Here is a 26067-nt window from a genome sequence, read left to right as displayed (position 1 = left end):
GAGGATTATAAAAAGTCGGCAACTGGCTATGTTGATGCTTAAGGCCAATCAATATCGATAACTCGCCAAATTGTGCACACGAGTGCCAGGTCAGGGTTGCTTCACCAGACTTGCCTGCCAGTCACTAAACAGCGTCGGCCAGTTTTTTGCCGGGATATTCTGTTTTTTCACGATGCCGAAACCATGCCCGCCCTGCTGGAAAAGATGTAGTTCAACTGCCACCTTATTTTTACGCAACGCCTCAAACATACGCAGTGCGTTTTGCGGCGAGGCCGTGCCGTCATTCAGCGCCTGAACAAGAAAAGTGGGTGGCGTATGGGCAGTCACGCGGTCTTCCTGCGAGAAGTGCTGTTTGATGTCGTTGCTGATGTCTTTGCCAAACATCGCCGCACGCGTACCGTTATGAGTCACACCATCCTGTAGTGACAGCACCGGGTAGATCAACGCCGCAAAATCGGGGCGGGCGGAAACCTGATCGACATCATCCCGTGGTGGGTAATTGGTGGCATCAGGATCATTGCTGACGTTCGCCGCCAGGTATGCGCCAGCGGAAAAACCCATCACTCCTATTTGGTCTGGCGCAATACGATATTGAGCAGCACCGGCGCGAATCAGGCGCATAGCACGCTGAACATCAGCAAAAGCATTATTTCGATTAACGTCAGATCCGCCACGCGGCATACGGTAAAGCAGCACAAAAGAAGAATACCCTTTTTTACTCAGAACCTTCGCGACATCTAACCCTTCAAGATCTTGCATAATATACGAAAATCCCCCACCCGGAATGATTAGCACAGCCGAATGATTATTTTTACCGGCGGGAGGAACATAAATTATTTCTGGGGAATCGACTTTTGTGACAGCACGATTATTATCTGCCGGGTTTTTACTAAAATTAATAAATGTATTATTTCCTGACACTTCATTTGGCCAGATCGGAATTTCCTTATTGGCAAAGGCGCAGGGGAGATAAAACAGGAAAATCAATGCAGATAAAAAAGGTGACTTCATCTCTCTGGCTCCAAATCCTGAATAAAAACAATGATAAACATTCATTCTGAGTGCCATGACGACACAACATTCTGAATCAGAATCCTGTCCCAGAAGAAAAAACTAACATTATAATAAGTCCAATTGAATCTGTAGGGAAAGATAGCAAATAATGACCACCTTTTTCACTCAATATAATACCGGACCAGAAAAAATTAGACTTTTCTCATGTTTACGTTAACAACACCCTATGTTATAAGTAAATTTTAAACTATAAGAATCTGTGACCATGGGAATTTACTGGATCATAAGCCTGAGTTTGACTTTTATTGCAATCGTTGAAGTCATGCTGAGTAAAGATGAAAACACAGCGCGAATCCGATCATATATTTATTTTGTTGCCGTGGTCGTGCTTTTTACCTTTGGCGGGATTCGTGGTCTGGGCACGGGCCTGGATGATTTTCAGTATCGCCAGTTCTTTTCTCAATTCATCGATCAGATTATTATCGAAGGGTTCTGGAATGCCGTTGTCAATTTCCGCTATGAACCGGCTATTTATGCCATTGCAGGCTTCACCAGAATATTTACCGCTAACCCGGATATTTTTATCTATGTCTTTACCATGATAGCGGTCTGCGTCAACGCACATTATTTCCGTAAGCTGACACCATTACCGTTAGTTGCCCTGGCTGTTTATTCTGCGCACCTGTTTATCAATAAAGACATGAACCAGATCCGCTTTGGTTTGTGTTCCGCGTTTCTGATGGGCTTTGTCTATCATTTCGCGCGCAGAAGTAGACCAGGGATGATCACCACCTTCATTCTGTCGTTTATCAGCCATGCTACGGGTATTGTGGCACTGCTGATCCCAATGGCATTAATTGTCAGAAAAAACAAATACATTCCGATACTTATCGTCGTCGCCAGTCTACCCCTGGCCTTTATGGGAAGTTCGGCGTTAATTTCTCTTATTTCCAGCCATATCGGTTCTCTGGGCGACAGGGCAATGGGCTATGCCAACCAGGATTCCGCGCAGGAACAAGGCATCATTACGCTTTCCAACCTGAAAAATATTGGCTTCGTCTTCATTTTTAGCTTTCTGCTGCTAAGTGACAAAATAAAGAATTTCGACGAAGAAAAGTTTCGCCTCTACTACATTCTGGTCATTACGTTTGCCATTGGTAGTGGTTTAAGGATGGCATTGCAGGATTATGCCTCTGGTGGCCGCTTGGCAAACTATCTGTTGCAGGTTGAGCCGGTACTTATTTCTCTGTGTATCTGGGAAACCAGGAAAGCAATGAAGGTTCTGGCCGTGGGTATTACGGTACTCATGGTTCTTTACTATCTATATTACAATACCATTTCAAGTAAGCAGTCGATTACTGGCTACGAAGTTTCACGTACCTTCCAGTTATTCCGCTAATTTCTAATGCGCTGGCATCCAATGCCAGCGCACCTTCCTCTATTTAAGAATACCCCGATGGACACATAAGGAAAATCCGAATATCTTCCCTCATCAGGGCTTCACTTGATTTTTGAACCTTTTAAAACTCTAATAGTAGTACATCTGCGTCAGCAGTGATCGGAATATTCCTAACAACTTATGTAAAATCTAATAACGATTTTACTGGCGCAACGTCACTCAATGAAAGAATGCAGATATGAACGAAAAAAATAACTTCGACATCGTCCGACTATCGCTCGCCTTTATCGTGTTACTGGTGCATTCGGCAGAAGTGACGAGAAATGCTGACATTCGTTTCCTCTCGCACTTCCTGAATAGTGATTTTGCCGTAAGAGGATTTTTCGCAATAAGTGGTTTTCTTATTGCAAAAAGTTACTTGAGAAGTAAATCGCTGACCTCCTATTTTATTAAACGTGCACAACGCATTCTCCCCGCCTATATATTCGTGGTGATTATGTGTTTCGTGATTGGGATGTGCGTCACCACGCTGCCTCTGGTCGATTTTCTGAAGAACAAAGAATCGATTAAGTATCTCATTGCGAACTTTTCGTTCCTCAACTTCATCCAGCCTTCGCTGCCCGGAGTGTTCACCAATAACCCCAACCAGCCGATGGATGGTTCGCTGTGGACGATTAAGGCCGAGCTGACGCTTTACGTACTGCTGCCCTTTGTGCTGCCGCTGATGAAGAAGAGCCCGTTGAAAGTCTGGACGGCGATTTTCATCATCTCCAGCCTGTGGTTCTTCTTTTTCTCGATGGTGTATACCGGTCCGAAAGCCGATACCCTGGCGAAACAGTTTATTTCGCTCGCCTCTTTCTTCTTCTTTGGCAGTCTGCTGGCAACGCATCAACCCACTTTTGACCGCCTGAAAGAGATCACCATTGTTTCGCTGGTGCTGTTTTTGTTGTTCAAAAACACCGACTACTCCTTCCTTATTGAACCCATCGCGTTCTCTTCCGTGGTGATTCTGTTCTGCACCAACCTGTGTAGCGAGATTAAAATCAGCCAGTATGGCGACCTGTCTTACGGCATGTACCTCTACCACTGGCCGATTATTCAGCTGCTGCAACACTTTGGGGTTTTCACCGCCAACGCTTACCTGGGCTTGCTGATGACGATTGTTATCACCCTGGCGCTGGCCTACACCTCATGGAATTTGCTGGAAAGCCGCTTCCTGAAACGCGCGCACCACACCCCACCCTCCATCGCCGGCAGCACCGCACGCGATTAAAGCGATTTATCGCGCAAATGAAAACAGCGCGATAAATCGCGCTGTTACGGGGTGTGGGTATTGTGATTCAGATGGTGGCACCCATCGATAAACGATAGTGCAGGTTGACCTGTTCGATGGTCGGCAGATGGTTAATCTTTTTGATGACAATCTCTGTCGCCACTTTACCCATTTCAAAACGTGGTGTGATGACACTCGCCAGGCGGGGCGTGGTGACCTGACCAATTTCCAGCCCGTGGAAACCGGCGATTGCCATCGATTGAGGCACCGCAATGCCAGCGGCATGGCACTCCTGCAACACCCCCACCGCCAGATCATCATTGGTACACAGAATCGCGTCCATATCCGGGTAGAGCTGGCGCGCCAGCGTCATCATGCCGGTACCAATCGACACTGAGGAGACTTTGTTCGGCACAATGCGCCCTTCCGGCAACCCCGCCGCTGACACCGCATCACAATAGCCGGCGTAGCGTTGTTCATCACGACGGTCCGACATGGAGCCAAAGTAGATTACGCGTTTTTTGCCGCTTGCCAGCAGCATTGCCGTCATGTCGTAACCGGCACGATAGTTGTCAAAACCCACATTGATACGATCGCGCGCCTCGGTCAGCCCCATCACCTCCGCCACCGGGATACTGGCCGCTTTGAGGTATTTTTCTGCGCGTACGGTGTGCACCGATTCTGTAAGGATCAGCCCTTTAATATTCAACGCCAGTACCGTGGCGATTTGTTCCTCTTCCCGTTGCGGGTTGTAGTCGTAATTGACCACCAACGTTTGATACCCCTGAGCGCTGGTCACCGATTCGATACCCGCCAGCAGGTCGGCAAAGATTTGATTATTAAAGGAAGGAATAAGCACACCAATGCGCGGTGGGCTGGAACTGGTCTGAGCAAGGTTGTCAGGATCGGGCGTATAACCGATCTCGGCAATCACGCTGGCAATTTTGTCGGCCGTTTCCGTTTTAACTTTTTCCGGCGTACGTAAATATCGGCTCACCGTCATCTTGGTGACCCCCGCCAGGGTGGCAATATCATCCAGAGTGATGCGCTGCGTTTTCATCGCGATATCCGCAAAGACGGCCTTTCAATCAACGTATTATGCCTGCTGCCCGGAAAAAAATGAAACCACGGAGTGCCGCTGCTACAGCCCCTTTTCAACGCGTCTTTTCAGAATGAAAATTCCAGTAAAAAGCAAGCCGTGCAACCTCCCCCTTCGGCAAAAATGACAAAAAACCTATCATTTCATCTGGATAAACATTAGTCGATTTAACTCAAACCATAATTTTCGCAACACGCCTCACACATTTCGGAAAAAATGATCCAAAAATATCCATTTAGAAAATATATTTCAATATTGAGTACCCTGCGTGAAGAAACGGAACATCGACAACCTACAACATTCCTCTTTCTGGACAAGCAACGTTCAGGCCGTAGAGACAAGGGGCTATAACAATGAATACCAGGCAAAAACGCTACAACATGAAGTATGTCATCCTCTGCTGTACCGTCGCCGCATTTGGCGGACTGCTGATGGGGTATGACTCTTCCATCATCTCCGGTGCCATCGAACCATTAAGTGAATACTTCCAACTGACGCCAGCAGAAACCGGCTGGGCAGTGTCTAACATCCTGCTTGGCAGTCTGGTCGGCTGCTTTATCGCGCCACGTTTGAGCGATGTGCTGGGACGTAAAAAGTCTCTCGCCATCACCGCGTTACTGTTTACCGTTTCGGTCATTGGCACCGCCATTGCGCATAATTTTACGGTGTTCGTCATTTTCCGCATGATCGGTGGCCTGGCAATCGGCCTCGCTTCGGTGATCTCTCCCATTTATCTGGCCGAGCTGTCACCCTCCAAATTTCGTGGCCGCACCACGGCGCTTTATGCGGTGTGTTGTGTCGGTGGACAATCGGTGGTGCTGCTGACCAACTACTTCATCACCAAATCGATGCTGCCTGACGCGATGATCGCCCTGGGCTGGCGCTACATTCTGGCGACGGCGCTGGTGCCGTGCGCGCTGTTTATCTTCTTTATCGCCTTTATCCCGGAATCACCACGCTGGAACGTGCTGAAAGGCAAGTACGATGCCGCGCTGGATACGCTAACCAAAATCTCCAATCGCGAACATGCGGAGAGCGTCTTTAGCGAGATCAAACACTCGTTCTCCGCTGAGACGGCAAGCCAGCATAAAGCGCGCTTCGGTCTGGATAAAACCACCGTGCCTTTGCTGGTGATCGGCATCGGTCTGGCGGTAGGCAACCAAATCAGTGGCATTAACGTGATTCAGTATTTCGGTCCGACGCTGCTGAAGAACGTCTCGGGGAGTGTCGATTCGGCGTTGTTACAAACCTTCTGGCTGTCGGTCTGTCAGTTCATCGGCGTGCTGGCCGGGATGACGCTGATTGATAAAGTCGGACGTCGCAAGCTGCTGCTGCTTGGCGCAATCACCTCCTGCATCTTCCTCGCTTACTCGTTTATTGCCTTCTACTATCATCTGCCTGGCCTGCTGCCGGTGATCGGCCTGTTCGCGTATATGATTTTCTTCGGCATGACCTGGGGACAGATTGTCTGGACGGTGCTGGGTGAAATCTTCCCGACGGAAATTCGCTCCATCTGCGTCGGGATCTCGATTTGTGCGATGTCGATGGCAAACTTTGTCATCAGCACCACCTTCCCGATCATGAACAGCAATCCGCTGCTGATCGACATGTTCCACGGTGGTTTCCCGCTGCTGCTGTTCGCAATCTTCTCACTCGGTATGTACTTCTTCACTTTCCGTTATTTACCGGAAACCGCTGGGGTATCGCTGGAGAAAATTCACGGTCTGGTGCTGGAGAAGTTTAATGTTGAGGCCGAAGTGCCGGCCAGTACCGGCAGCACGAAAACCAGTGAATCGCTGAATATTCCGCGTCATTAACACATATAGCGGCGCGCGATAAATCGCGCCGCTACGCATCGGAAGAGAGGTTAATCCATCCGCTGCTCATACTGTTCAATCACTGCCAGCGCCAAACCGTTGGCAGGATCAATACGCTGCGGCAGAAAATGCAGCGCGGTATGGGTGAAGGTAAACGCCAACGTACTCGCCTCCGCCGCCTGCTGTACGGCTCTGGTAAAGACCGGGCAGGCATTCCACGCGGCATCAATCATTATGCTGGCCGGATTAAGCAGTAGCATCACCTGACTCAACGCACTGCCGAGCTGCGCCCCTGCCTCACTCAATACCGCATCCACAATCGCCGGTTCACTGTCACGATTTTGCCAGCGCAAACCAGGCTTGCGGCGCAACAGTTGCTGTTGAATGGCTGGCTGACTGACCAGCGCTTCCAGGCAACCCAGCCGGCCACAGCTACAGCGTGGACCGTCAGGCTGTACGGTGAGATGCCCAACTTCACCCGCGGTCCAGCTGCTGCCGGTAAACACTTCACCGTGCTGAACCAACGCCCCGCCAATCCCTTCGGCAATACGGAGATAGAAATGGCTTTGGCTTTTGTCTAACGCCAGTTGCTGCACCGACAGCAAAGCCGCTGCCTTGACGTTATTCATGATGCGCAGTGGCAGGTCAATCCCGCGCCGTAGCGGCGTCAGCAGATCAACATCCTGCCAGCCAAGATGGGAAGAAAAATGCATCCAACCGCGTTGCGGATCGACGATGCCAGGAAAACCGATCGCGATGCCAATCAGTTCCGGGTGCGCTGCACGCAGGGCCTGGCAGCACTCCACCAGCTCCTGGAGCAGTAACGCCGGGTCGCTGGTTTCCGAACGCCAGGTTTGCTCGGCAATCACCTGCGAGAAATAGTCGCAAACTCGCCAGTGTATCGCCTGCCGTTCGACCATAATGCCCGCACTTTTGAGTTTCTCCGGGCGTAGCGATATCTCGATTTTCGGTCGCCCGGCAGCCGCGACACTCACCGGCCCCAGTTCGTTGATTAACCCCTGCGCCAGCAGATCATCCACAATCAGCGAAACGGTATTTTTGCTGAGGGTTAATGCCTGGGCTAAATCCTGGCGGGAGGTCACTCGGGTTTGCCGCAGCTGCGTCATCACCCGCTTCAGGTTATTCAGTCTTAGTAACGCTGGCCCTTTGCCCATCGTTTTCATGACAACCTCAACCGGCAGAATGGTAGAGGTTCAGTGTAGCAGTGTACGGGTGCGCTTTATCTCAGACTTTGTTGTCATTTTTGACGTAGCGCACCAGATAAAATGAGGTTGGATAATTAATACTCATCGCCGCGCACGCGGCTGCGGTAACTTTCCCAATCGAAGCGTACCCACAAGCTGTTGCCCAGGCGCATACGGTCCATTACGCGCTCGCCCAATAGCGCGTTCATACCGGCAGGGTCGAGGTTTGACAACATGCCCGTCGGGCGTTTCGACGAGGAGCGGCGATCAACAATCTGGTTGATGATCACTTTTTCATAGCGTGATTCGCTCTGCATACCGATCTCATCGATCACCAGCAGATCGACGGTGCTGAGATCCTGCAACAGGCGTTCCTCGGTGATATCGCTGCCACCGCTGAAGGTGCCTTTCATGCTCGACATCAAATCTGCCACGGTGACAATCAGCACGCTTTTACCGCGAATAATCAGATCATTGCCGATAGCCGCCGCCAGATGGTTTTTACCGGTGCCAGGGCGGCCGGAAAACACAAAGCTGGAGATACTGTTATCAAAACCCGCAGCGTATTCCCTCGCCAGACTCAACGCTTTGCGCTGCCCTTCGTTTTCCACCCGATAGTTGTCGAACGAGCAATTCATATGCAACTCACGGATACCGGAACGGCCCATGATGCGCTGCATTTTCATTGCGCGGTTTTCACGCACAATCGCCTCAGAACGCAGACGCCCCTGCTCCTGATTCCAGGCCAGCAGCTCCTCGCCACTGGTGAATTTTGGCTTTACCTCTGTCGGCATCAGTTTTTTCAGGCGGTTGAATAGATCGTTCGGCGTTTTCATCATTCACCTCGAAAACCATCGGGAATATCATAATCAGTATTGCTGATCTGCGTGATATCGCGCTTCGGCTGACCGCCATTGGCGGCCCGGTTCATCTGCACGCTGCGCGCCAGTTTCTGTTGCCACTGCACATGATGAAACAGACGACCTTCAGCCTGCCAGTAAGCAACAAAGGTCGCCAGCTCAGCCGCCGTCACCGGTTCACTCAGCGCCACACCCCAGATTGCCGCCTGACGTTGAAAATCGGCATCGGGCTGCCAGCCCGCATACATGGCAAATTTACCGACCGGCGTCGCTATCGGGGCAAGCGGAGTGTCAAACAAACTGTCATCCAGGGTGACATCGTTGGGTTGCTGCGCGGCGGCTTCCAGCGCCAGCAATTGCGCCAGCCGTTGTGGCGTCAGCGCATAAAACGCCGGCGCGTTATGCTGCAACACCGCCAGCGTGCCGTTTTCTGCCTGTTGCAGCACCGCGATCGGGTCATGGCAAAAGCCATCTAACCCGACCAACGTAGAAGTTAAGATTTTGACTGACATGAAGAAACCTGACGTTGACAAACCCAGTGCGTCGAACGAATTTCCTCGTCCGACGCTATGGTTGCAGTGTACCTGTTTTAGCGCGCAGGATCGCCAAAAAAGGTTAGCGGGTAGCGATCTGAGGCTGGGCGTGATTCATATTGGAACTCGCTTTGGCAGCAGCCGGGGCGTTAGCGAGCTGTGGACGGGTTTGCCACAAATAACGCACCGAGGCGATGAGGCAAAGACTGTAACCCAGCAGCTCACTGCCTTCCTCAGCCATATTTTTCACCACGCGGTTGTAGCCATCCAGCATCAGATGCTCCCATAGCTGGTGCATACCAAACAGGCGAGAGAACACCAGCACAGCCAGCAAGCCACTCGCCATCATTTGCCAACTCCGGTGCTGAACCAGTTCGACCAGGCCCGGTAAAATCTGTTTAGGCTGACGCAAGGCCATTGCCAGTGAAGCTGCGGTGACTGCCAGAGCAAACCATACCCAGCAGCCATGCTTGATGATGTCGAACAGAAAATCCAGCTCGCGGATCAGCATGCAGGTAAAGAATCCACCCACCAGAATCAAAGCGGGTCGCTGGCGTGAGGCGATAAAAAACAGTCCGGCGTTAATTGCCAGCATGATTTCTTGCGTCACTTCGGTGAATGAAGTCTCCTTCATCGCATCGTTCATCCAGTTGACGTCGATGTAGACCATCGCCATCGCAAAAACTAAAACCAGCCCACTGATGAAAAAAGCCGATAATTCACGGCCAAGTATAAATAAATTGTCGCGCATGTTGTTACCAATGATAATGATTAGCATCCTTATTATATTTTTATCATCCTTATTTACTTCTCATTTTATGCCGATTAAAAACTGGCGCTGACGCCGAGGCTATAAATGAACTGCTCACCGCTGCTCATGGCACCGTTTTGCGAGAATGAGGCAAAAGCCGACAGATGTTGCCCCAGCGGCATATTGGCGCCGACGCTGACATCCATCCAGTTGTTCTCCCGTGCGATCCCCTCATCACTGCGCGGGGTGAAATTCATCTCCCCCAATTGGTGGCTGTAGCTAATCTGTGCGTAAGGGGCTATCCAGCCAAGGCTGGAATCAACGCGCCACCCCAATGATGCAATGTGATCATCTTTATCAGGTTCAACGAATTCGCACTGCGGGCAGCTCAGCGGTGACGAGTCGACAGCGTATTGCGCCACCGGCCCGGTCGTGAGCGTCTCATTGACAGGTAACTGCCAGCCTGCCGACATGCGATGAGTAAAAGGGTTAGCACCGACGCTGGCCGCTTCGGTATGGACGCTGACCACGGCCTCACCCGGCGCATTCAGCGCGGCATCCATCAGATTATTGGTGCTATTTTCTGTCAACATCAGGTGATTTTGGGAAATTTTTTCGGCAAGTATGGCGTTGTAATCCGGTGAAGCTACCGACTGACCCTGGCTGTTCTCATCCCAGGCCAATACCGGGCAGGACACGGCAAATAGCCATGCACACCCCATCACCAGCGCAAGATTGTGCTGGCCTGACCGCTGACTTTTCTGCAACATGAAAGACTCCTGACGAGCCAGATAGGAACCGGGCGTTTAGGTATTGGATATAACAGTTATCGGCGCCCTTTGATTAACTATTAACCGATTATTGAATACGTCAAGGGAAACGAAGTATTTTCCTCTGCTTAAGGAGTGATGCAATGCAACGATGTGGCTGGGTAACACAGGATCCGCTCTATCTGACGTACCACGATACTGAGTGGGGTGTACCGCAAACCGATAAGCGCGCCTTATTTGAAATGTTATGTCTTGAAGGGCAGCAGGCGGGGTTGTCATGGATTACCGTGTTAAAAAAACGCGCCAACTATCAGCGAGCATTTCATCAGTTTGATCCGCAGGCCATCGCGTCAATGGATGAACAAGATCTCGATCGCCTGATGCAGGACAGCGGGTTAATTCGTCAACGCGCCAAGCTGGCGGCGATCATTACCAATGCCCGCGCTTATCTGGCGATGGAAGCCAACGGAGAGGACTTTTCCCGCTTTATCTGGGAATTTGTCAATAACACGCCAATTTTACACAATTATGCCGACTACAAACTGGCCCCCACCACCTCCGATCCTGCTATAGCACTGTCAAAAGCGCTGAAGAAGCGTGGTTTCAAATTCATCGGCCCCACGATTTGTCACTCGTATATGCAGGCTTGTGGCTTGATTAACGATCATCAAACCGATTGTTTTTGCCATCCCGCTAACCGTTAAGGCATTTCTTTACAATTTAAGACTTATTCTCACGTTTTTTCCCATGATTTGACGGCATAATCAGCACCGTTTTGGGGTTTTTTCCCCCACTTAAATCTAAGGGACTTTTAATGAATAAGCACATTGTTGCACTTGCCTTGTTACTGAGTGGCAGCCTGGCCCTGTCCGGCTGTACGACTAACCCCTATACCGGCGAATCGCAGGCGGGTAAATCCGGCATTGGCGCTGGTCTTGGCGCAGTGCTGGGCGCGGGTGTTGGCATGATGTCGTCATCGAAAAAAGATCGCGGTAAAGGCGCACTGATCGGCGCGGCGTCTGGCGCAGCATTAGGCGGCGGTATCGGTTATTACATGGATGTGCAGGAAGCGAAACTGCGCGACAAAATGCGTGGTACCGGCGTCAGCGTGACGCGTCAGGGCGATAACATCGTGCTAAATATGCCGAATAACGTCACCTTTGATTCCAGCAGCAGCAACCTGAAACCGGCGGGTGCCAACACCCTGACCGGCGTGGCGATGGTGCTGAAAGAGTATCCAAAAACGGCGGTCAACGTGACCGGATATACCGACAGCACCGGCACGCGCGCACTGAATATGCGTCTGTCGCAACAACGTGCTGAAAGCGTGGCCAGCGCGCTGATTGTGCAGGGTGTCGAAGCCAGTCGTCTGCGCACCCAGGGCCTGGGGCCGGATAACCCGGTTGCCAGCAACAGCACCGAGGCAGGTAAAGCACAAAACCGTCGCGTTGAAATCACCCTCACCCCACTGGGGTAATAATAAATGGGCCTGCATTGACAGGCCCATTTTGTCTTTTTTTACGCCACTTTTGGCACTTGCTGCTACCCATTACTGTCAAATATTATCAACCGATAGAGCCGCCGATTTCTTTATGTTAGCTTGATCAAAAATTGATCAATGGAAGCCCATCATGTCGCTGAAAGCCATCGCCTCCGTTCTCGGACTTTCCGTTACCACCGTGAGTCGTGCACTGAATGGCTATGATGATGTGGCAGAAGTTACACGCAAACGTATCGAAGAAGAAGCCAGCCGCCGCGGCTATCGCCCCAACGCCGCAGCCCGCCGTCTGAAGACCGGCCGCGCCAACACCGTCGGACTGGTGTTTCCCGACAGCTCCCTGCCCCTGAGCGACAGCCATTTTATTGAATTGCTGCAAACACTCGACCAACGCCTTGCCCGCGATGAAATCGACCTGCTAATGCTGGCCGATAAACCGCAGGACCAGCAACGCACCTTGCGTATGCTGCGCAGTGGTGCCATTGATGCGTTGATCGTCACCCATGCCATGCCGCAGGACATTCGCCTGCAACGGCTTCAACAAAAGGGGTTTCGCTTTCTGTCACTCGGTCGCAGCCAACTGGCGCAACCTTATGCCTGGTTTGATTACGATAATTACGCCGGGGTAAAGCTGGCGACCGATCACTGCCTGGCCGCGGGATTAACCCGCCTGGCGTGGCTGGGGGGTAATGAACCCAGCAGCTTTGTGCGCGATCGCCGCCGGGGTTTCCTTGATACCGTTACTCAACATCAACCGTTGCCTGTTCCGTTGATGGCTACCGTACCGCCTTCACGCCGCGCCGGATATCAGCAAACCGCGACCTGGCTGGCTGAGGGACAGCAGCCACAGGCGATCATCACCGATTGCAGCCCGCTGGGAGAAGGGGCCGCGATTGCGCTGCAACAGGCCGGACGGCTCAGCGGCCCACAGGCGATCCGATTGTTTGTCTACGACGGGCTGCCGCATGATTCCATCATCGACCACCCGGTCAACGCCATCCTGCAATGCTCACAACAGCATGTGGGTGAAAAACTGGCGGAGATGGTGCTGCAACTGCTGGAGGGGACACCGGTCAATCAGCTACAAACCTTGTGGCAACCGCGTCTGCACCTCACTTCTGACTAGCCGATTCTTGCAGAGCGGCGTTCCTGTGGTAGTCTTCGCCTGTTTCTTTTGAACCAGGTGTATGCAATGAAGACCAGGCCGCCCCGCGCGACTATCAGCGATGTTGCCCGCACGGCAAAAACCGGTAAAACCAGCATTTCACGCTACCTCAATGGCGAACAAAATCTGCTGTCGCCCGATCTCAAAGCGCGTATCGAACGCGCCATCGCCGAACTCGACTATCGCCCAAGCCAGATGGCACGCGGGCTGAAGCGGGGCCGTACCCGCCTGATTGGCCTGATCATTGCCGACATCACCAATCCCTATTCTGTTGATGTGCTGAGCGGCATCGAAGCCGCCTGCCGCGCCCACGGTTTTACCTTGCTGATGTGCAACACCAACAATGAAGTGGATCTTGAGCAGCATTATCTGCAACTGCTCAGCAGCTACCAGGTGGAAGGCATTGTGGTAAACGCCGTCGGTATGCACGAAGACATCCTCAAACGCCTGCAACAGTCGATGCTGCCGATGGTGCTGATTGACCGTAAAATCCCTGATTTCGCCTGTGATGTGGTGGGCCTGAATAACCCGGAAGCGGCACAACTGGCGACAAAACATCTGCTGGCTAATGGCTACGAAGCGCTGTTGTTCCTCAGCGAACCGCTTGGCAGCGTCAATACCCGCCGTGAGCGTCTGGCGTCGTTCTTCAGCACCGTGGCAACCCAACCTGCGGTACAGGCGGAAAACGCCGAAGTTGCGCTGCACCAACCTGAGCAGATGGATGCCACCCTGCGCGATTTCCACCAGCGCCATGCTGGAAAACGCTGTGCGGTGATGGCGGCTAACGGCGCACTAACGCTGCAAGTAGCGCGCGCGTTGCAACGGCTGAACCTGAGCTGGGGCGAGTCCATCGGTCTGCTCGGTTTCGATGAACTGGAGTGGGCCGCGCTGGCAGGCGTCGGCATCACCACCCTCAAACAACCCACCTGGCAAATCGGTTATGCTGCGCTGGAAAAAGTCATTGCGCGTATTGAAGGCGATGACCATCCCGTCACAGAACAAGTGTTTTCCGGCGAGCTGATCGTGCGTGGCTCCAGCCAGCGGCTGGGTTGATCGAAGCGGCGCGATTTATCGCGCAATTTTGAGCCATCCCGGGTAAACCCCGCGCGATAAATCGCGCCGCTACGAATCTTGCCTCCCCCAACTCATGGCTCACTTCGTGAGCAGGATCATACTTCCAACGTCTGCATCTTCCCTTTGGAACCGGTTCCATCTAACGTTTTTATAACGTTTGGGAGGCCGTGGGTGCCCGGAGAGATGAGATGAAACCAGAAATCATTGTTGTGACCGCTGCTTACGGCAGCAGCAAAGTGGCAGAACTTGGTGGTCAGTCGGCCCTGCTGCCGTTGATTAAACAAGCGGGAGCGGATGGCGTGGAGATTCGCCGCGAGCTGTTCAGCGCGGAGGATTTATCGCAGCTTCCCGCTCTGGGTCAAGCCATTACCCGCCAGGGATTAAGCGCCTGTTATTCAGTGCCGGAAACGCTGTATCTGGCCGATGGCGCACTGAACCCGCATCTGGCGCAGTTCCTGTCCGAAGCACAACAGATTGGCGCGCAGCAGCTGAAACTGTCGCTCGGTCACTTTATCGATCTCCATACCACCGCCTTAGCCGCCGTGCTGGCCGCTTCTCCCGTCGAACTGGTGGTGGAGAACGACCAAACGACCGACTGCAAACTGGCTCCGATGCAGCGCTTTTTCCATCAGGCGCGCGATGCGGCGCTGCCGCTGGAGATGACGTTTGATATGGCGAACTGGCGCTGGACCGGCGAAGACGCACGTCTGGCCGCGCAGCAATTGAGCCATTACGTTGGCTACGTGCATGTCAAAACAGCGGTACCGCATCGCGACAGCTTCCGTGCTATCGCGCTGGATGACAGCCCTGAAGACTGGCGCGCCCTGCTGCACGCTCTGCCTGCGGATGCGCCACGCGGCATTGAATTCCCGCTGGAAGGCGACGATCTGCTGGCGGTAACCCGCCATTACGTTGACCTGCTGCGCGCCCGTTAAGGAGTTGCTGATGACCACCCAACTTGATGTCGTGACCATTGGCGAGGCGATGGCGATGTTTATCGCGCAGCAGACCGGCGATCTGGCCGCTGCTGACCACTTTATCAAACGGATCGCCGGTGCCGAGCTGAACGTGGCGATTGGTCTGGCGCGCCTCGGCTTACAGGTCGGCTGGGTCAGCCGCGTCGGTGATGACAGCTTTGGCCGTTTTACCCGGCAACAGCTGGAAAAAGAGGGCGTGGATCACCGCTGCGTCACCACGGATGCCCGCTACCGCACCGGTTTCCAGCTTAAATCGCGCGTCGAAGATGGCTCCGATCCCGAAGTGGAGTATTTCCGCAGCGGTTCCGCAGCCAGCCATCTGTCACCGGATGATTTCAACGCCGATTACTTCGGCAACGCACGCCACCTGCATCTGAGTGGCGTTGCGGCCGCGATTTCCGACAGTTCGCTGGCGCTCTGCAAACATGCCGCCAAAGAGATGCGCGCGCGCGGCAAAACCATCTCGTTCGATCCAAACCTGCGTCCGGTGCTGTGGCGCAGCGAAGAGGAGATGCGCAAGCAGCTGAACCTGTTGGCGGAATATGCCGACTGGGTGCTACCGGGCGAGAAAGAGGGGCGGATTTTGACCGGCTACCGTCAACCGGAAGCCATCGCTGATTTCTACCTCGATAAGGGGGTGAGAGCGGTGGTGATCAAAACCGGCAGCGATGGTGCCTGGTTCAAAACCGCCGCAGGCGACAAAGGTCTGGTGGCGCCGATTCGCGTCGACAAGGTGGTCGATACCGTGGGTGCCGGTGACGGTTTTGCCGTCGGTCTGATCAGCGCCCTGCTGGAAGGAAAAACGCTGCCGCAGGCAATGCTGCGCGGCAACAAAATTGGTTCGCTGGCCATTCAGGTGGCGGGCGACAGCGAAGGACTGCCAACACGCGCCACGCTGGGCGATTACTAATTCCGTCGCGGTAACCCCCCTCTCCCTTATGGGAGAGGGTCGGGGTGAAGGTCATCAACCGCAGAGGACCACGCGATACATCGCGCCGCTACACTTGAGGATAATCCTATGAAAACGCAGACAATCGCACCAAAACGCTGGTGGTTTATCATGCCCATCGTGTTTATCACCTACAGTCTGGCGTATCTGGACCGGGCGAACTTTAGCTTCGCCTCCGCCGCTGGGATTAACGACGATCTGGGTATCACCAAGGGCATGTCATCGCTGCTCGGTGCGCTGTTCTTCCTCGGCTACTTCTTCTTTCAGATCCCCGGCGCGGTGTATGCCGAGCGCCGCAGCGTGAAGAAGCTGATTTTTTGCTGCCTGGTGCTGTGGGGGCTGTGTGCTTCGCTGACCGGGGTGGTCAGCAACATCCCGATGCTGGCCGCCATCCGTTTTGTGCTCGGCGTAGTGGAAGCGGCAGTGATGCCCGCGATGCTGATCTACATCAGCAACTGGTTCACCAAATCCGAACGCTCACGCGCCAACACCTTTCTGATCCTCGGTAATCCGGTGACGGTGCTGTGGATGTCAGTGGTGTCCGGCTATCTGATCGATTCCTTTGGCTGGCGTGAAATGTTTATCTTTGAGGGGATTCCGGCGGTGATTTGGGCCGTTGCCTGGTGGTTTTTGGTGCAGGACAAACCGTCGCAGGCGAAATGGATGAGCGAGGCGGAGAAAGCGGCGTTGCAGGCGCAATTGCAGAAAGAGCAGCAAGGGATCAAAGCGGTACGTAACTACGGGGAAGCCTTCCGTAACCGCAACGTTGTTCTGCTGTGCCTGCAATATTTTGCCTGGAGCATCGGCGTGTATGGTTTCGTGCTGTGGCTGCCTTCGATCCTGCGTAACGGCACGCAGATGGGAATGGTGGAAGCGGGCTGGCTGTCAGCGGTGCCCTATCTGGTCGCCACCATTGCGATGATCGTCGTCTCCTGGGCATCGGATAAGATGCAGAATCGCAAACTGTTTGTCTGGCCGCTGCTGCTGATTGGTGCGCTGGCGTTCCTCGGTTCTTACCTGGTCGGTTCCAGCAATTTCTGGCTGTCCTATGCGCTGCTGGTGATTGCCGGTGGTGCGATGTATGCCCCATACGGCCCGTTCTTCGCCATCATCCCGGAAATGCTGCCGCGTAATGTGGCCGGTGGCGCGATGGCGCTGATTAATAGCATGGGCGCACTCGGATCCTTCGTCGGATCATGGATAGTAGGCTATCTTAATGGCGCAACCGGCAGCCCGTCGGCTTCTTACATTTTTATGGGCGCAGCGTTGCTGGCATCGGTGTGGCTGACGTTGATAGTCAAACCCGCCGAAAACAAAGCGCCGCCGCTGCACGGGGCAAAACACGCCTGAAAGCGTAAGCGAAAATGACTTTTCCGGGCGACGTTGTCGCCCGTCACTCGTTCTACAGGGAGCAAAAGATGAAACCTGCTGTGATTCTTTACAAGAGCCTGCCGGATGACCTGCGTGCCAAACTGGATGCGCATTTCACCGTGACCGAAGTCAGCGATATTTCGCCAGAAAGCGTCAAACAGCACGCGGCGCAGTTTCAACAGGCGCAGGGCCTGCTGGGTTCCGGCGGTAAAGTGAATGGCGATTTGCTGGCACAGATGCCGGCGCTGCGTGCCTGCTCTACCGTCTCGGTTGGTTATGATAATTTCGATGTCGCGGCACTCAGCCAGCGCGGTGTGGTGCTGATGCATACACCAACGGTGCTGACTGAAACTGTAGCCGATACTCTGATGGCGCTGGTGCTGAGCAGCGCGCGCCGCGTCACCGAGCTGGATGCCTGGGTGAAGGCCGGACAGTGGCAGGCCAGCATCGGCCCGCAACATTACGGCGTGGATGTCCATCATAAAACCCTCGGTATTCTGGGTATGGGGCGTATCGGCATGGCTGCGGCGCAACGCGCGCATTTCGGCTTTGGCATGAACATCCTCTATAACGCCCGCCGCCAGCATAGCGAAGCCGAAACGCGTTTCGGCGCACGCGCCTGTGATTTAGAGACTTTGCTGAAAGAGAGTGATTTTGTCTGCGTTATCCTGCCGATGACCGAACAGACGCACCATATGATCGGCGCGGCACAGTTAAAACTGATGAAGCCGAGCGCCATTTTGATCAACGTTGGCCGTGGCCCGGTGGTGGACGAGCAGGCGTTGATTAGCGCGTTGCAAGACGGCACCATCCACGCCGCCGGTCTGGATGTGTTTGAGCAGGAGCCGGTGCCTGCCGATTCCGCGCTGCTGAAGCTGCCCAATGTGGTGACATTACCCCATATCGGTTCCGCCACTCATGAAACCCGCTACGGCATGATGAGCGATGCTGTCGATAACCTGATCGCGGCATTAACCGGCAAAATCGAGAAGAATTGTGTCAATCCAGAGGTTGTGAAATAAGGCTTTGCACCTTTTCCCCGCCTGACCATTGCGCCCGCCTGTTACGGGCGCTATGGTTGTCCCCAATCAGTCATCACAATGTTTTAACCTGCTATGTCTTTTTCTCAGTTCGGCGACAAATTTACGCAACATTCCGGCATCTCACGTCTGATGGAAGATATGGGGGAAGGATTGCGTACCCCCGGCACCATCATGCTCGGCGGCGGTAATCCGGCACAAATCCCGGAAATGAATGACTATTTCCACCAGCTTTTGCAGCAGATGCATCAGGAAGGCAAACTGAGCGAAGCGCTGTGCAACTACGACGGCCCACGCGGCAAAGCGTTGCTGCTTGATGCGCTGGCGAAGATGTTACGCGACGAATTTGGCTGGCCGCTGACGGCGCAAAATATCGCCCTGACCAACGGCAGCCAGAGCGCATTTTTCTATCTGTTTAATCTGTTCGCCGGACACCGCGCCGACGGCAGCAAAAAACGCGTACTGTTCCCGCTGGCACCGGAGTATCTCGGTTACGCCGACGCCGGGCTGGAGGAAGGGCTGTTTGTTTCTGCCAAGCCGAACATTGAATTGCTGCCGGAAGGCCAGTTCAAGTATCACGTTGATTTTGACCACCTGCCGCTGAATGATGATATCGGTCTGATTTGCGTTTCGCGTCCGACCAACCCCACCGGCAATGTCATCACCGATGACGAGCTGTTACAACTGGATGCGCTGGCGCAGCAACATGAAGTTCCGCTGTTGATCGATAACGCCTACGGCGTGCCCTTCCCCGGCATTATCTTCAGCGAAGCGCGCCCACTGTGGAATCCCAACATTATTCTGTGCATGAGCCTGTCGAAACTCGGCCTGCCGGGGGCGCGTTGCGGCATTATCGTTGCCGATGAAAACACCATCAGCGCGATCGGCAATATGAACGGCATCATCAGCCTGGCACCGGGGAGCATCGGCCCGGCGATGGCGAACGAAATGATTGCGCGCGGCGATTTATTGCGCCTGTCAGAACAGGTGATCAAGCCGTTTTATCAGCATAAGGTTAGCGAGACGATCGCCATCCTGCGCCGCTATTTGCCGGAAGATCGCTGCCTGATCCACAAACCAGAAGGGGCGATTTTCCTCTGGCTGTGGTTCCGTGACCTGCCGATCAGCACCGAAGCGTTATATCAACGGCTGAAGGCGCGCGGCGTACTGATGGTACCGGGGCATTTCTTCTTCCCGGGCCTGGAACAGGAGTGGCCGCATACCCATCAATGTATGCGCATGAATTATGTGCCAGACGCAGCCAGCATTGAACACGCGGTGCAGATTCTGGCGCAAGAGATCGAAGACGCCTGGCGCGCCTAATCCTGCTTCGCTTCCAGCAATGACAGCTGGCACCACTGTGCCAGTTGTCGAATTGCCTGCTCCACTTCCTCATTCCAGCCAAATCCGGCGTTCAGTCGGAAGCAGTGATCATAGCGGTGGTCGGTGGCAAAAATATGCCCCGGCGCAATGCCAATCCCGGCATTGCGTGCTTTGAGAAACAGCGCACGCACGTTTAACGCCTGCATCGGCATCTCCACCCACAGTACGTAGCCGCCTTCGGGATCAGACACGCGCGTTCCTGCCGGGAAATAACGCAGCACCGCCTGGCGCATATGGTGAATCTGATTCGCCAGTTCACGCCGCAGCTTACGCAGATGGGCATCGTAGCCGCCATTACGCAGCAGCTCAGCAATCGCCGCCTGCGACAGCACCGAAGTCCCCATCGTCGAGGTGTATTTCAGCGAGGCGATTTTACGCATGTAATTGACGCTGTGCACCCAGCCAATACGGATACCTGGCGCCACGGTTTTCGAGAAGCCGCTGCACAGAATGACGTTCGGGCTGAAGGCGCGCATCGGGAACGGACGGCGTTCACCAAAGGCGGTATCACCGAAGATATCATCCTCAATGATCACCACATCGTTTTCGTCGGCCTGGCGTGCAATGTAGGCCTTTTGTTCGTTGGGGATGCTTTTGCCAAGCGGGTTATTGATGTTGTTGAGGCTGAGATACGCCTGCACCGCTTTGCGCTGGAACAACGTCGTCAGTTTCTCAACGTTGACGTAGCCTTCCGCGCCCGCCTCCACTTCAATCACCCGTAGATTGAGGTTGTGCAGCATCTGCAACAACACAAAATAACAGGGTGATTCCACCGCCACGATATCACCGGGACGAGTGGTGGCGCGCAGCGACAGCGAGATCGCCTCAATACAACCGTTGGTGATCAGGATGTCATCAGCGTTGATGTTGCAGCCATAATCCACCGCACGGCGGGCAATTTCCGCCTTCAATGGTGCATAGCCAGTACCCTTAACGGTATTCCCGAGCAGCGCCGGTTTGCTGTACCCCATCTGACGCATCAGCAGACCAATTTTCTTTACCGGATACAGCGAGATATCGCCGTTTGCCAGATCCAGCCTTACGCGACAATCCGAACCCACCATCGCCAGATGCAGTTCGGTCTGCTCATCCAGTGGTGCGATTTCACGCGGTTGTTCATGGCTGACCAACGGCAACTTTTTGTCGGCCTTACGTGGTGCCACAAAAAAGCCGGACTTGGGACGTGCCACCGCATAGTGTTCATCCTCAAGTGTGCGTAATGTTTTGAGCGCGGTGGTCATACTGACTCGGTACTGCGTAGCCAGCGTGCGCACCGAGGGTAAGCGACTGTCTGGCGGCAGCGATCCGCTGTGAATCGCCTGTTTGATCTGTTCTGCTATCTGACGGTAACGACTGCTCTGACTCTCCTGTTCTTCCGTCTCACCCGCCATCTGTTCCACCCCATATCGTGCTGATCTGTGCGTATCCATCAGATTACATTCAAAGTAGTTTAGGCTGCATCTGTTAAATCAATCACCTTGCGTATCGGTGGCTGGCACCCAGCCGCGCAGCATGAAGACTGAGACATTCATTCCCAAGCACCTTCGTGGCCCTTTACCCGCAATGTTGCCGTGTTCAAGGCAATAGCGATTTTATTAGCCAAAGGAAAAAGTGAAAAATGAATAATCTGTCCACCATGATGAGAGAAATTGAAGGATATCTATCCCCCGCCATTCTCGCATCTGCTCAGGCTTGTTCCCGCCGTTTGCTCGCCGCGCTACCCGATACGCACCACCCCGAAAACAACCGCGTGCTGCTCGCCTATGGCGGCGGCAAAGACAGCAGCTATATGGTGGCGTATGTCCGCTACATCCAGGGGTTGATCTGGCAACAGCGGGGGAGCACCTTTCAGCTCCGCATCAGCACCAACCGCCACGCGGCAATGAACGACAGCGTGATGGAGAATATCGATCGCGTTTATCGCGCGCTGCATATCCACCATGACGACTTTACCGAATGTCTGGTGACCGACGGATTACAGATTCGCCCTTTTTCCCGTTATTTGCCGATGCCGGAAGCGGTACGCCAGCAGAATCGCAGCGATGTGCTGATGAACGGCCACCGCTTCCGCGCCGATGCACGCTCCACCTTTTGCAACGCCTGCAACCTCAGCATGGTGAACTCCTTTGGCCTCGCGGCGCACTACGATGGCGGGGTGGATATGATCATCACCGGCGATTCGCCACAGGAACAAACCGCTTACCTCGCCTGGGCGCGCCACCTCTCCCGGCTGTTTAACGCACCGGTGGCGGATAAATCACGCGGCTTTAGCGGCTTTCTGCAAACCCTGGATGGCGTGGCGCAACGCTACTTTAGCGATGTCTACGGTGTCGATCAGGTTACCCCCGCGCACCGCATCACCTGGCAGCTTGAGCGCGATCCACTGTTCTTCAATATCTATCAGGACACCGCGTATGAAGCGGGGGCGCACTGGACGCTGCTCACTGAGTTTATGCAGTTCCGCTTCGATGAACTGATGTTCAGCTTCTCGGAATCTGACTGCGGCAACCCGACATTAATGGCCCATATTCGCGGCCTGCGCGCAGAAACCCTGTTGCAGCGTAGCTACGCCGAAGGCGTGCGCGAATATGCACGCTTTGCGCTGGGGTTGATGCAGCAAAAAGATTTTCCACCACAGCTGATCAGCGAAATGGCGGCACGTTATCAGGACGATGCCGCGATTGCGATTGCGCGGCAGCGGGCAACGCAGTTTGCCGAACAGGCATTTGGTCTCGATGAAACCCAGCTGGTGTGCATGATTTATTCGCCGTTTATCGCCGGTGGCCGCCAACTGAAAGCCTGGCTGCAACAGTTGCCGGACGCGCCGGAAGAAGCGGCGGTACGAGCCTTGCTGGAAGGCAACAGCAACCATCTGCTGTTGGCACAACAACTGGAGCAACTTTCCGGCCTGACCATCGCGCAGATGCGTCACTGCTGGCAAAGCGCGCAGGTGAGTTCATTGCTGGATAACCAGCAGCAGGATGCTCTGTCGCGCGTGCTGCGCTTCGACCCGCACAAAGCGGTGATCCAGGTTAACAATGGTGTCCTGCAGGACATCGTCACAGAAGTGATTTCCGGGCGTTAACCCGGTAAGGCCAACCGATGAGAAAGATTTTCCTGCAGATTGGTGCCACCCGCGACGGGCAAAATCCGTACTGCGCGGTGGCAAAGCGCGAAGGTTATTTCACTGTTCTGGCGGAGATGGGGGATTTTGTCGATTACCAGTCCCTCAGCCAGACCTTGCCGTTCGATCTGATCGTGCGGCTGGATCGACCGGAAAACCCCTGGGATGTGTTACAGGCGTGTCTGCATGCCGGGCTGCTGGAGCATCCACAGGTGGTGCTGGCGGGCTTTGAAGCCTATAACGCCAGCGCCGGTCGGGTGCGTGAGATGCTGGCTGGCCCGGATGCCGGCCCCTGCTTTATCCCGCCGGACAAATACGCGCAACGCATGGCGCTGCGTAAGGCCTGGCCGCGTTTCCCCCAACCAGAGTTTCGCTTTTTTGCCTCGCCGCTCAGTATCCGCGACGCGCGGGAAGCGCTGCTCTACCCCTGCGTGATCAAGCCGGTCGATGGCGGCGGCGGCCTCGGTGTCTGGATGGTCGAGGAAGCCAGCCAACTGGATACCGTGATTAACAAACTGGTCGATACCATGAATTACGGTGGACGTGGGTTCTCGGGCTATATCGTCGAGAGCTGGCTGTGCGGCGACGAATATTCATTACAGGGCGTGGTGGATAACGGCCACGCGGTAGCCCTGACCTGTTGCCAGAAGGTGATTGAGCATCACAGCGACGCCGATGGCAGCATCAGCTTTTACGAATCCGGCCATGTGGCGATGGCCGCACAGCAACTGCCTGCGGCCTTTGCCAGCCTGATGAGTTTCTGTTGTGAAACTTTTGGCTACCGTCAGGGCGCTTTCCATATCGATTTCATCGTGGTCAATGGCGAACCGCATTTTCTCGAAATGGGTTTCCGCCTGTCGGGCATGGGTGTGGTGAACCTGGTTGAGGAAGTGACCGGCATCAACTGGGCCGACGTGGCATTTCAGATCGAAGCAGGACACGGTATGCCTGAGCTGCATTTCAATCAACAGGCGTCGGCGGTAGGTCGTCTGCGTTTGCGCCAGCCGCTGCAATATCACCAGGCAGAAAGCTGGATCGCGCAACAGCAGCGCGGCCAGCTACTGCCACCGCTCAATCTGCCCGCGCTGGAGGTATCACCGCGATCCTCATTGTATGCCGATTTGACCCGCCATGCGGGCATCCTCGCCACCTTCCGTCTGCCGGGTAACAGCCGCGACGACATTCTGGCGACCTTCCATCAGATTCTTGCGGTTCCGTCTTTTACCACGCGGGGGGATTTGCTATGTGCAGAATGATTCTGGCGCACGGTCAGTTTGATGCCGCTGCGGTACTGGAGGCGGCACGCGCCATGAGTTGTGGTGAAACCGCGACCCATGATGGCCCAATCAAGCAGCACCCAAACGGCTGGGGAATGCTGTGGATCGAGCAGGGAAAAATTCGCACGCTACACGGCACCGGCATGTTTGCCGATGCGCTACCGGGTATTGATGTCGATCGCCTGCGAGGCCGTTTTCTGGCGGTGCATGTGCGCCATGCCACCTTGAGCAAAAACCACGGTATCGAATTTTCGCATCCGCTGTGGCGCACCAGTGGCCAGACGCAGTGGTACATGATGCACAACGGCTTTTTACCAACGGTTTACCAGCAGCTTGGCATGGCGGAGTCACGCTTCGATTCGGCGGAATACCTTGAATACATCGTTGACCGCGCGACCCCGGCTGATTTCACCCGCGATTATCTGCGCGACAAAATGACACAGGTAGCACCTGGCGGCAGTGCGGCCAACGCGATTTTTGTCACCCGCGAGAAAGCCTGGGCATGGCAATGGCATCCCACAGATACCCCTTATCCCGATTATTTCACCCTGCATCACTACAAACAGCACGACCGCACCTTTATCTCTTCTGAACCCATTGCAGCACTGGGCACGGCGTCGGAATGGCGTCGTATGAGCAACCATGAACTTCATGAAATTCCTTTGTCGGAGTGAACAGCATGGCCATTTTCAATCAGATACGCGTGATTAACCCCAAAATGTTTGTGGAAAGTACCTGGCTGGATGACATTGTGACTGCGCGCGTACCGCTGCTGGTACTGCGTAATTTCCTGACCCCGGAAGTCCGTGAAGCGGCAGTGGATGACCTGCAACTTTGCCGCGAGAAGGTGCGGGTGTCGCACTATCCCAATGGTGCACTCACCACCCTTGGCCCCTATCTGGCGAAGCACACCGCTGCGCCGGAAAACTATTTCACTGAATTACGCGACATCCAGCCCGCTTTGCCGCCCTCGCTGCACTGCCTGCGTGACCAGGTTTACAACTGGGTGAAACACGCCTTACGGCTGGAGAGCCTGAAAACCGCCACTGATCCCCGGCATGGCGACTATGCGGGTTCGATCGTGCGTTTCCATGCCAACGGCGTCGCCAACCCATTGCACAACGATAATATCGTGCGCGATGCGGCAGGCAGTGGCCTGGCGGTCACCGACATTTTGCATCAACTGAGTTGCGTGGTGTGCCTGCAAGAGTGCAACGCCGGTGGCGAACTGCGCATCTTTAATAAGAAATGGCAGCCGGTGGATGAGCGTTTCAAAACACCTGGCGAACTGGGCTACCAGAGTGGCGTTGTTGAATATTGCGAGACTTGTGAGTTTTCACCGCGCAGCGGCGATATCTATCTGTTTAATCCTGCTTTTTATCATGAAATTGATCGGGTGGAAGGCGATACGCGCATCACCATGGGCTTCTTCTTTGGTCTGACCGACAAAAAGATGAAGCACGCGATTGCCTGGAGTTAACCCGTGGC

Annotated in this window: 24 protein-coding genes; 16 read left to right on the top strand and 8 right to left on the bottom strand. The window is 54.3% G+C overall.

The genetic code is table 11. The features are described from left to right. Positions 1 to 90 precede the first annotated feature (90 nt). Positions 91 to 1056, bottom strand: a complete 966-nt coding sequence (locus tag AC6I8T_RS00360) for an alpha/beta hydrolase (RefSeq protein WP_244634005.1) — start codon at positions 1054 to 1056, stop codon at positions 91 to 93. Between the two features lie 223 nt (positions 1057 to 1279). Here AC6I8T_RS00360 and AC6I8T_RS00355 point away from each other — a divergent pair, with 223 nt between their 5' ends. Together AC6I8T_RS00355 and AC6I8T_RS00350 are read left to right on the top strand one after the other, a co-directional pair. Beyond that, the gene (locus AC6I8T_RS00355) at positions 1280 to 2413 is read left to right on the top strand and encodes an EpsG family protein (RefSeq protein WP_021183687.1); all 1134 of its coding nucleotides are present in this window, start codon (positions 1280 to 1282) and stop codon (positions 2411 to 2413) included. A 238-nt stretch (positions 2414 to 2651) separates the two neighbouring features. Continuing rightward, complete coding sequence (locus tag AC6I8T_RS00350; RefSeq protein WP_415175192.1) at positions 2652 to 3686, top strand: acyltransferase family protein; 1035 nt, start codon at positions 2652 to 2654, stop codon at positions 3684 to 3686. Positions 3687 to 3753: 67 nt separating this feature from the next. Here the strand turns inward: AC6I8T_RS00350 and AC6I8T_RS00345 are convergent, their stop codons facing one another. Beyond that, the gene (locus AC6I8T_RS00345; protein WP_013507234.1) at positions 3754 to 4746 is read right to left on the bottom strand and encodes a LacI family DNA-binding transcriptional regulator; all 993 of its coding nucleotides are present in this window, start codon (positions 4744 to 4746) and stop codon (positions 3754 to 3756) included. A gap of 392 nt (positions 4747 to 5138) precedes the next feature. On the opposite strand from AC6I8T_RS00345, the gene AC6I8T_RS00340 reads away from it, so the two are divergent. Continuing rightward, positions 5139 to 6602, top strand: a complete 1464-nt coding sequence (locus AC6I8T_RS00340) for a sugar porter family MFS transporter (RefSeq protein WP_497833414.1) — start codon at positions 5139 to 5141, stop codon at positions 6600 to 6602. A gap of 50 nt (positions 6603 to 6652) precedes the next feature. On the opposite strand, the gene AC6I8T_RS00335 is transcribed toward AC6I8T_RS00340, so the two are convergent. From AC6I8T_RS00335 to AC6I8T_RS00315, 5 genes are all read right to left on the bottom strand, one after another. Continuing rightward, entirely contained in the window at positions 6653 to 7786 is a 1134-nt protein-coding gene (locus AC6I8T_RS00335; protein WP_208724486.1) for an ROK family protein, read from the bottom strand. A 116-nt stretch (positions 7787 to 7902) separates the two neighbouring features. Further along, positions 7903 to 8643, bottom strand: coding sequence for a replicative helicase loader DnaC (gene dnaC / locus AC6I8T_RS00330; protein WP_021183682.1), 741 nt, complete (start codon positions 8641 to 8643; stop codon positions 7903 to 7905). Beyond that, positions 8643 to 9179 (bottom strand): primosomal protein DnaT, encoded by a 537-nt coding sequence (dnaT, locus tag AC6I8T_RS00325; RefSeq protein WP_021183681.1) that lies wholly within the window; start codon positions 9177 to 9179, stop codon positions 8643 to 8645. Before dnaT ends, dnaC begins: the two co-directional genes overlap by 1 nt. Positions 9180 to 9282: 103 nt before the next feature. Continuing rightward, complete coding sequence (locus AC6I8T_RS00320; protein ID WP_036625895.1) at positions 9283 to 9951, bottom strand: hypothetical protein; 669 nt, start codon at positions 9949 to 9951, stop codon at positions 9283 to 9285. A gap of 74 nt (positions 9952 to 10025) precedes the next feature. Continuing rightward, the gene (locus tag AC6I8T_RS00315; protein ID WP_497833413.1) at positions 10026 to 10721 is read right to left on the bottom strand and encodes an autotransporter; all 696 of its coding nucleotides are present in this window, start codon (positions 10719 to 10721) and stop codon (positions 10026 to 10028) included. Between the two features lie 143 nt (positions 10722 to 10864). On the opposite strand from AC6I8T_RS00315, the gene AC6I8T_RS00310 reads away from it, so the two are divergent. From AC6I8T_RS00310 to AC6I8T_RS00270, 9 genes are all read left to right on the top strand, one after another. Beyond that, positions 10865 to 11425, top strand: coding sequence for a DNA-3-methyladenine glycosylase I (locus AC6I8T_RS00310; RefSeq protein WP_208724484.1), 561 nt, complete (start codon positions 10865 to 10867; stop codon positions 11423 to 11425). Positions 11426 to 11535: 110 nt separating this feature from the next. After that, positions 11536 to 12198: an OmpA family lipoprotein gene (locus AC6I8T_RS00305; RefSeq protein ID WP_208724483.1), complete on the top strand. Its 663-nt coding sequence runs from the start codon at positions 11536 to 11538 to the stop codon at positions 12196 to 12198. A gap of 154 nt (positions 12199 to 12352) precedes the next feature. Continuing rightward, entirely contained in the window at positions 12353 to 13345 is a 993-nt protein-coding gene (locus tag AC6I8T_RS00300) for a LacI family DNA-binding transcriptional regulator (RefSeq protein ID WP_021183676.1), read from the top strand. Positions 13346 to 13411: 66 nt separating this feature from the next. After that, on the top strand, positions 13412 to 14437 hold the full coding sequence (locus AC6I8T_RS00295; RefSeq protein ID WP_021183675.1) for a LacI family DNA-binding transcriptional regulator: 1026 nt from the start codon (positions 13412 to 13414) through the stop codon (positions 14435 to 14437). A 209-nt stretch (positions 14438 to 14646) separates the two neighbouring features. After that, entirely contained in the window at positions 14647 to 15393 is a 747-nt protein-coding gene (locus tag AC6I8T_RS00290) for a sugar phosphate isomerase/epimerase family protein (RefSeq protein ID WP_208724480.1), read from the top strand. A 10-nt stretch (positions 15394 to 15403) separates the two neighbouring features. Then, positions 15404 to 16345 (top strand): sugar kinase, encoded by a 942-nt coding sequence (locus tag AC6I8T_RS00285; protein ID WP_208724479.1) that lies wholly within the window; start codon positions 15404 to 15406, stop codon positions 16343 to 16345. Between the two features lie 108 nt (positions 16346 to 16453). Beyond that, positions 16454 to 17734 carry an MFS transporter gene (locus tag AC6I8T_RS00280; RefSeq protein ID WP_208724478.1) on the top strand — a complete coding sequence of 427 codons (1281 nt, stop codon included), beginning with the start codon at positions 16454 to 16456 and terminating at the stop codon, positions 17732 to 17734. Positions 17735 to 17802: 68 nt separating this feature from the next. Continuing rightward, positions 17803 to 18777 (top strand): glyoxylate/hydroxypyruvate reductase GhrB, encoded by a 975-nt coding sequence (gene ghrB / locus AC6I8T_RS00275; protein WP_021183671.1) that lies wholly within the window; start codon positions 17803 to 17805, stop codon positions 18775 to 18777. 93 nt (positions 18778 to 18870) lie between these two features. Next, a complete protein-coding gene (locus AC6I8T_RS00270) occupies positions 18871 to 20118 on the top strand; it encodes a valine--pyruvate transaminase (protein ID WP_021183670.1) in 1248 nt (415 codons plus the stop codon). Here the strand turns inward: AC6I8T_RS00270 and AC6I8T_RS00265 are convergent. Continuing rightward, complete coding sequence (locus tag AC6I8T_RS00265; RefSeq protein WP_208725475.1) at positions 20115 to 21569, bottom strand: aminotransferase-like domain-containing protein; 1455 nt, start codon at positions 21567 to 21569, stop codon at positions 20115 to 20117. The genes AC6I8T_RS00270 and AC6I8T_RS00265 overlap by 4 nt on opposite strands. Positions 21570 to 21796: 227 nt before the next feature. Here AC6I8T_RS00265 and AC6I8T_RS00260 point away from each other — a divergent pair, with 227 nt between their 5' ends. Genes AC6I8T_RS00260 through AC6I8T_RS00245 form a run of 4 tightly spaced genes read left to right on the top strand, consistent with a single transcriptional unit; the run spans position 21797 to position 26059 of the window. After that, entirely contained in the window at positions 21797 to 23263 is a 1467-nt protein-coding gene (locus AC6I8T_RS00260) for a hypothetical protein (protein WP_208724477.1), read from the top strand. A gap of 17 nt (positions 23264 to 23280) precedes the next feature. Further along, positions 23281 to 24558, top strand: a complete 1278-nt coding sequence (locus tag AC6I8T_RS00255; RefSeq protein WP_497833412.1) for an ATP-grasp domain-containing protein — start codon at positions 23281 to 23283, stop codon at positions 24556 to 24558. After that, positions 24546 to 25253, top strand: coding sequence for a class II glutamine amidotransferase (locus AC6I8T_RS00250; RefSeq protein ID WP_497833411.1), 708 nt, complete (start codon positions 24546 to 24548; stop codon positions 25251 to 25253). The genes AC6I8T_RS00255 and AC6I8T_RS00250 overlap by 13 nt, the downstream gene beginning before the upstream one ends. Before the next feature lie 5 nt (positions 25254 to 25258). After that, complete coding sequence (locus AC6I8T_RS00245; RefSeq protein WP_208724474.1) at positions 25259 to 26059, top strand: 2OG-Fe(II)-dependent halogenase WelO5 family protein; 801 nt, start codon at positions 25259 to 25261, stop codon at positions 26057 to 26059. Positions 26060 to 26067 lie beyond the last annotated feature (8 nt).

It is taken from the genome of Pantoea sp. X-Soil-OKNW-556, from assembly GCF_059730695.1.
Note: the sequence above shows the minus strand (reverse complement) of the source record. Positions and strands in the feature narration are given on the sequence as shown.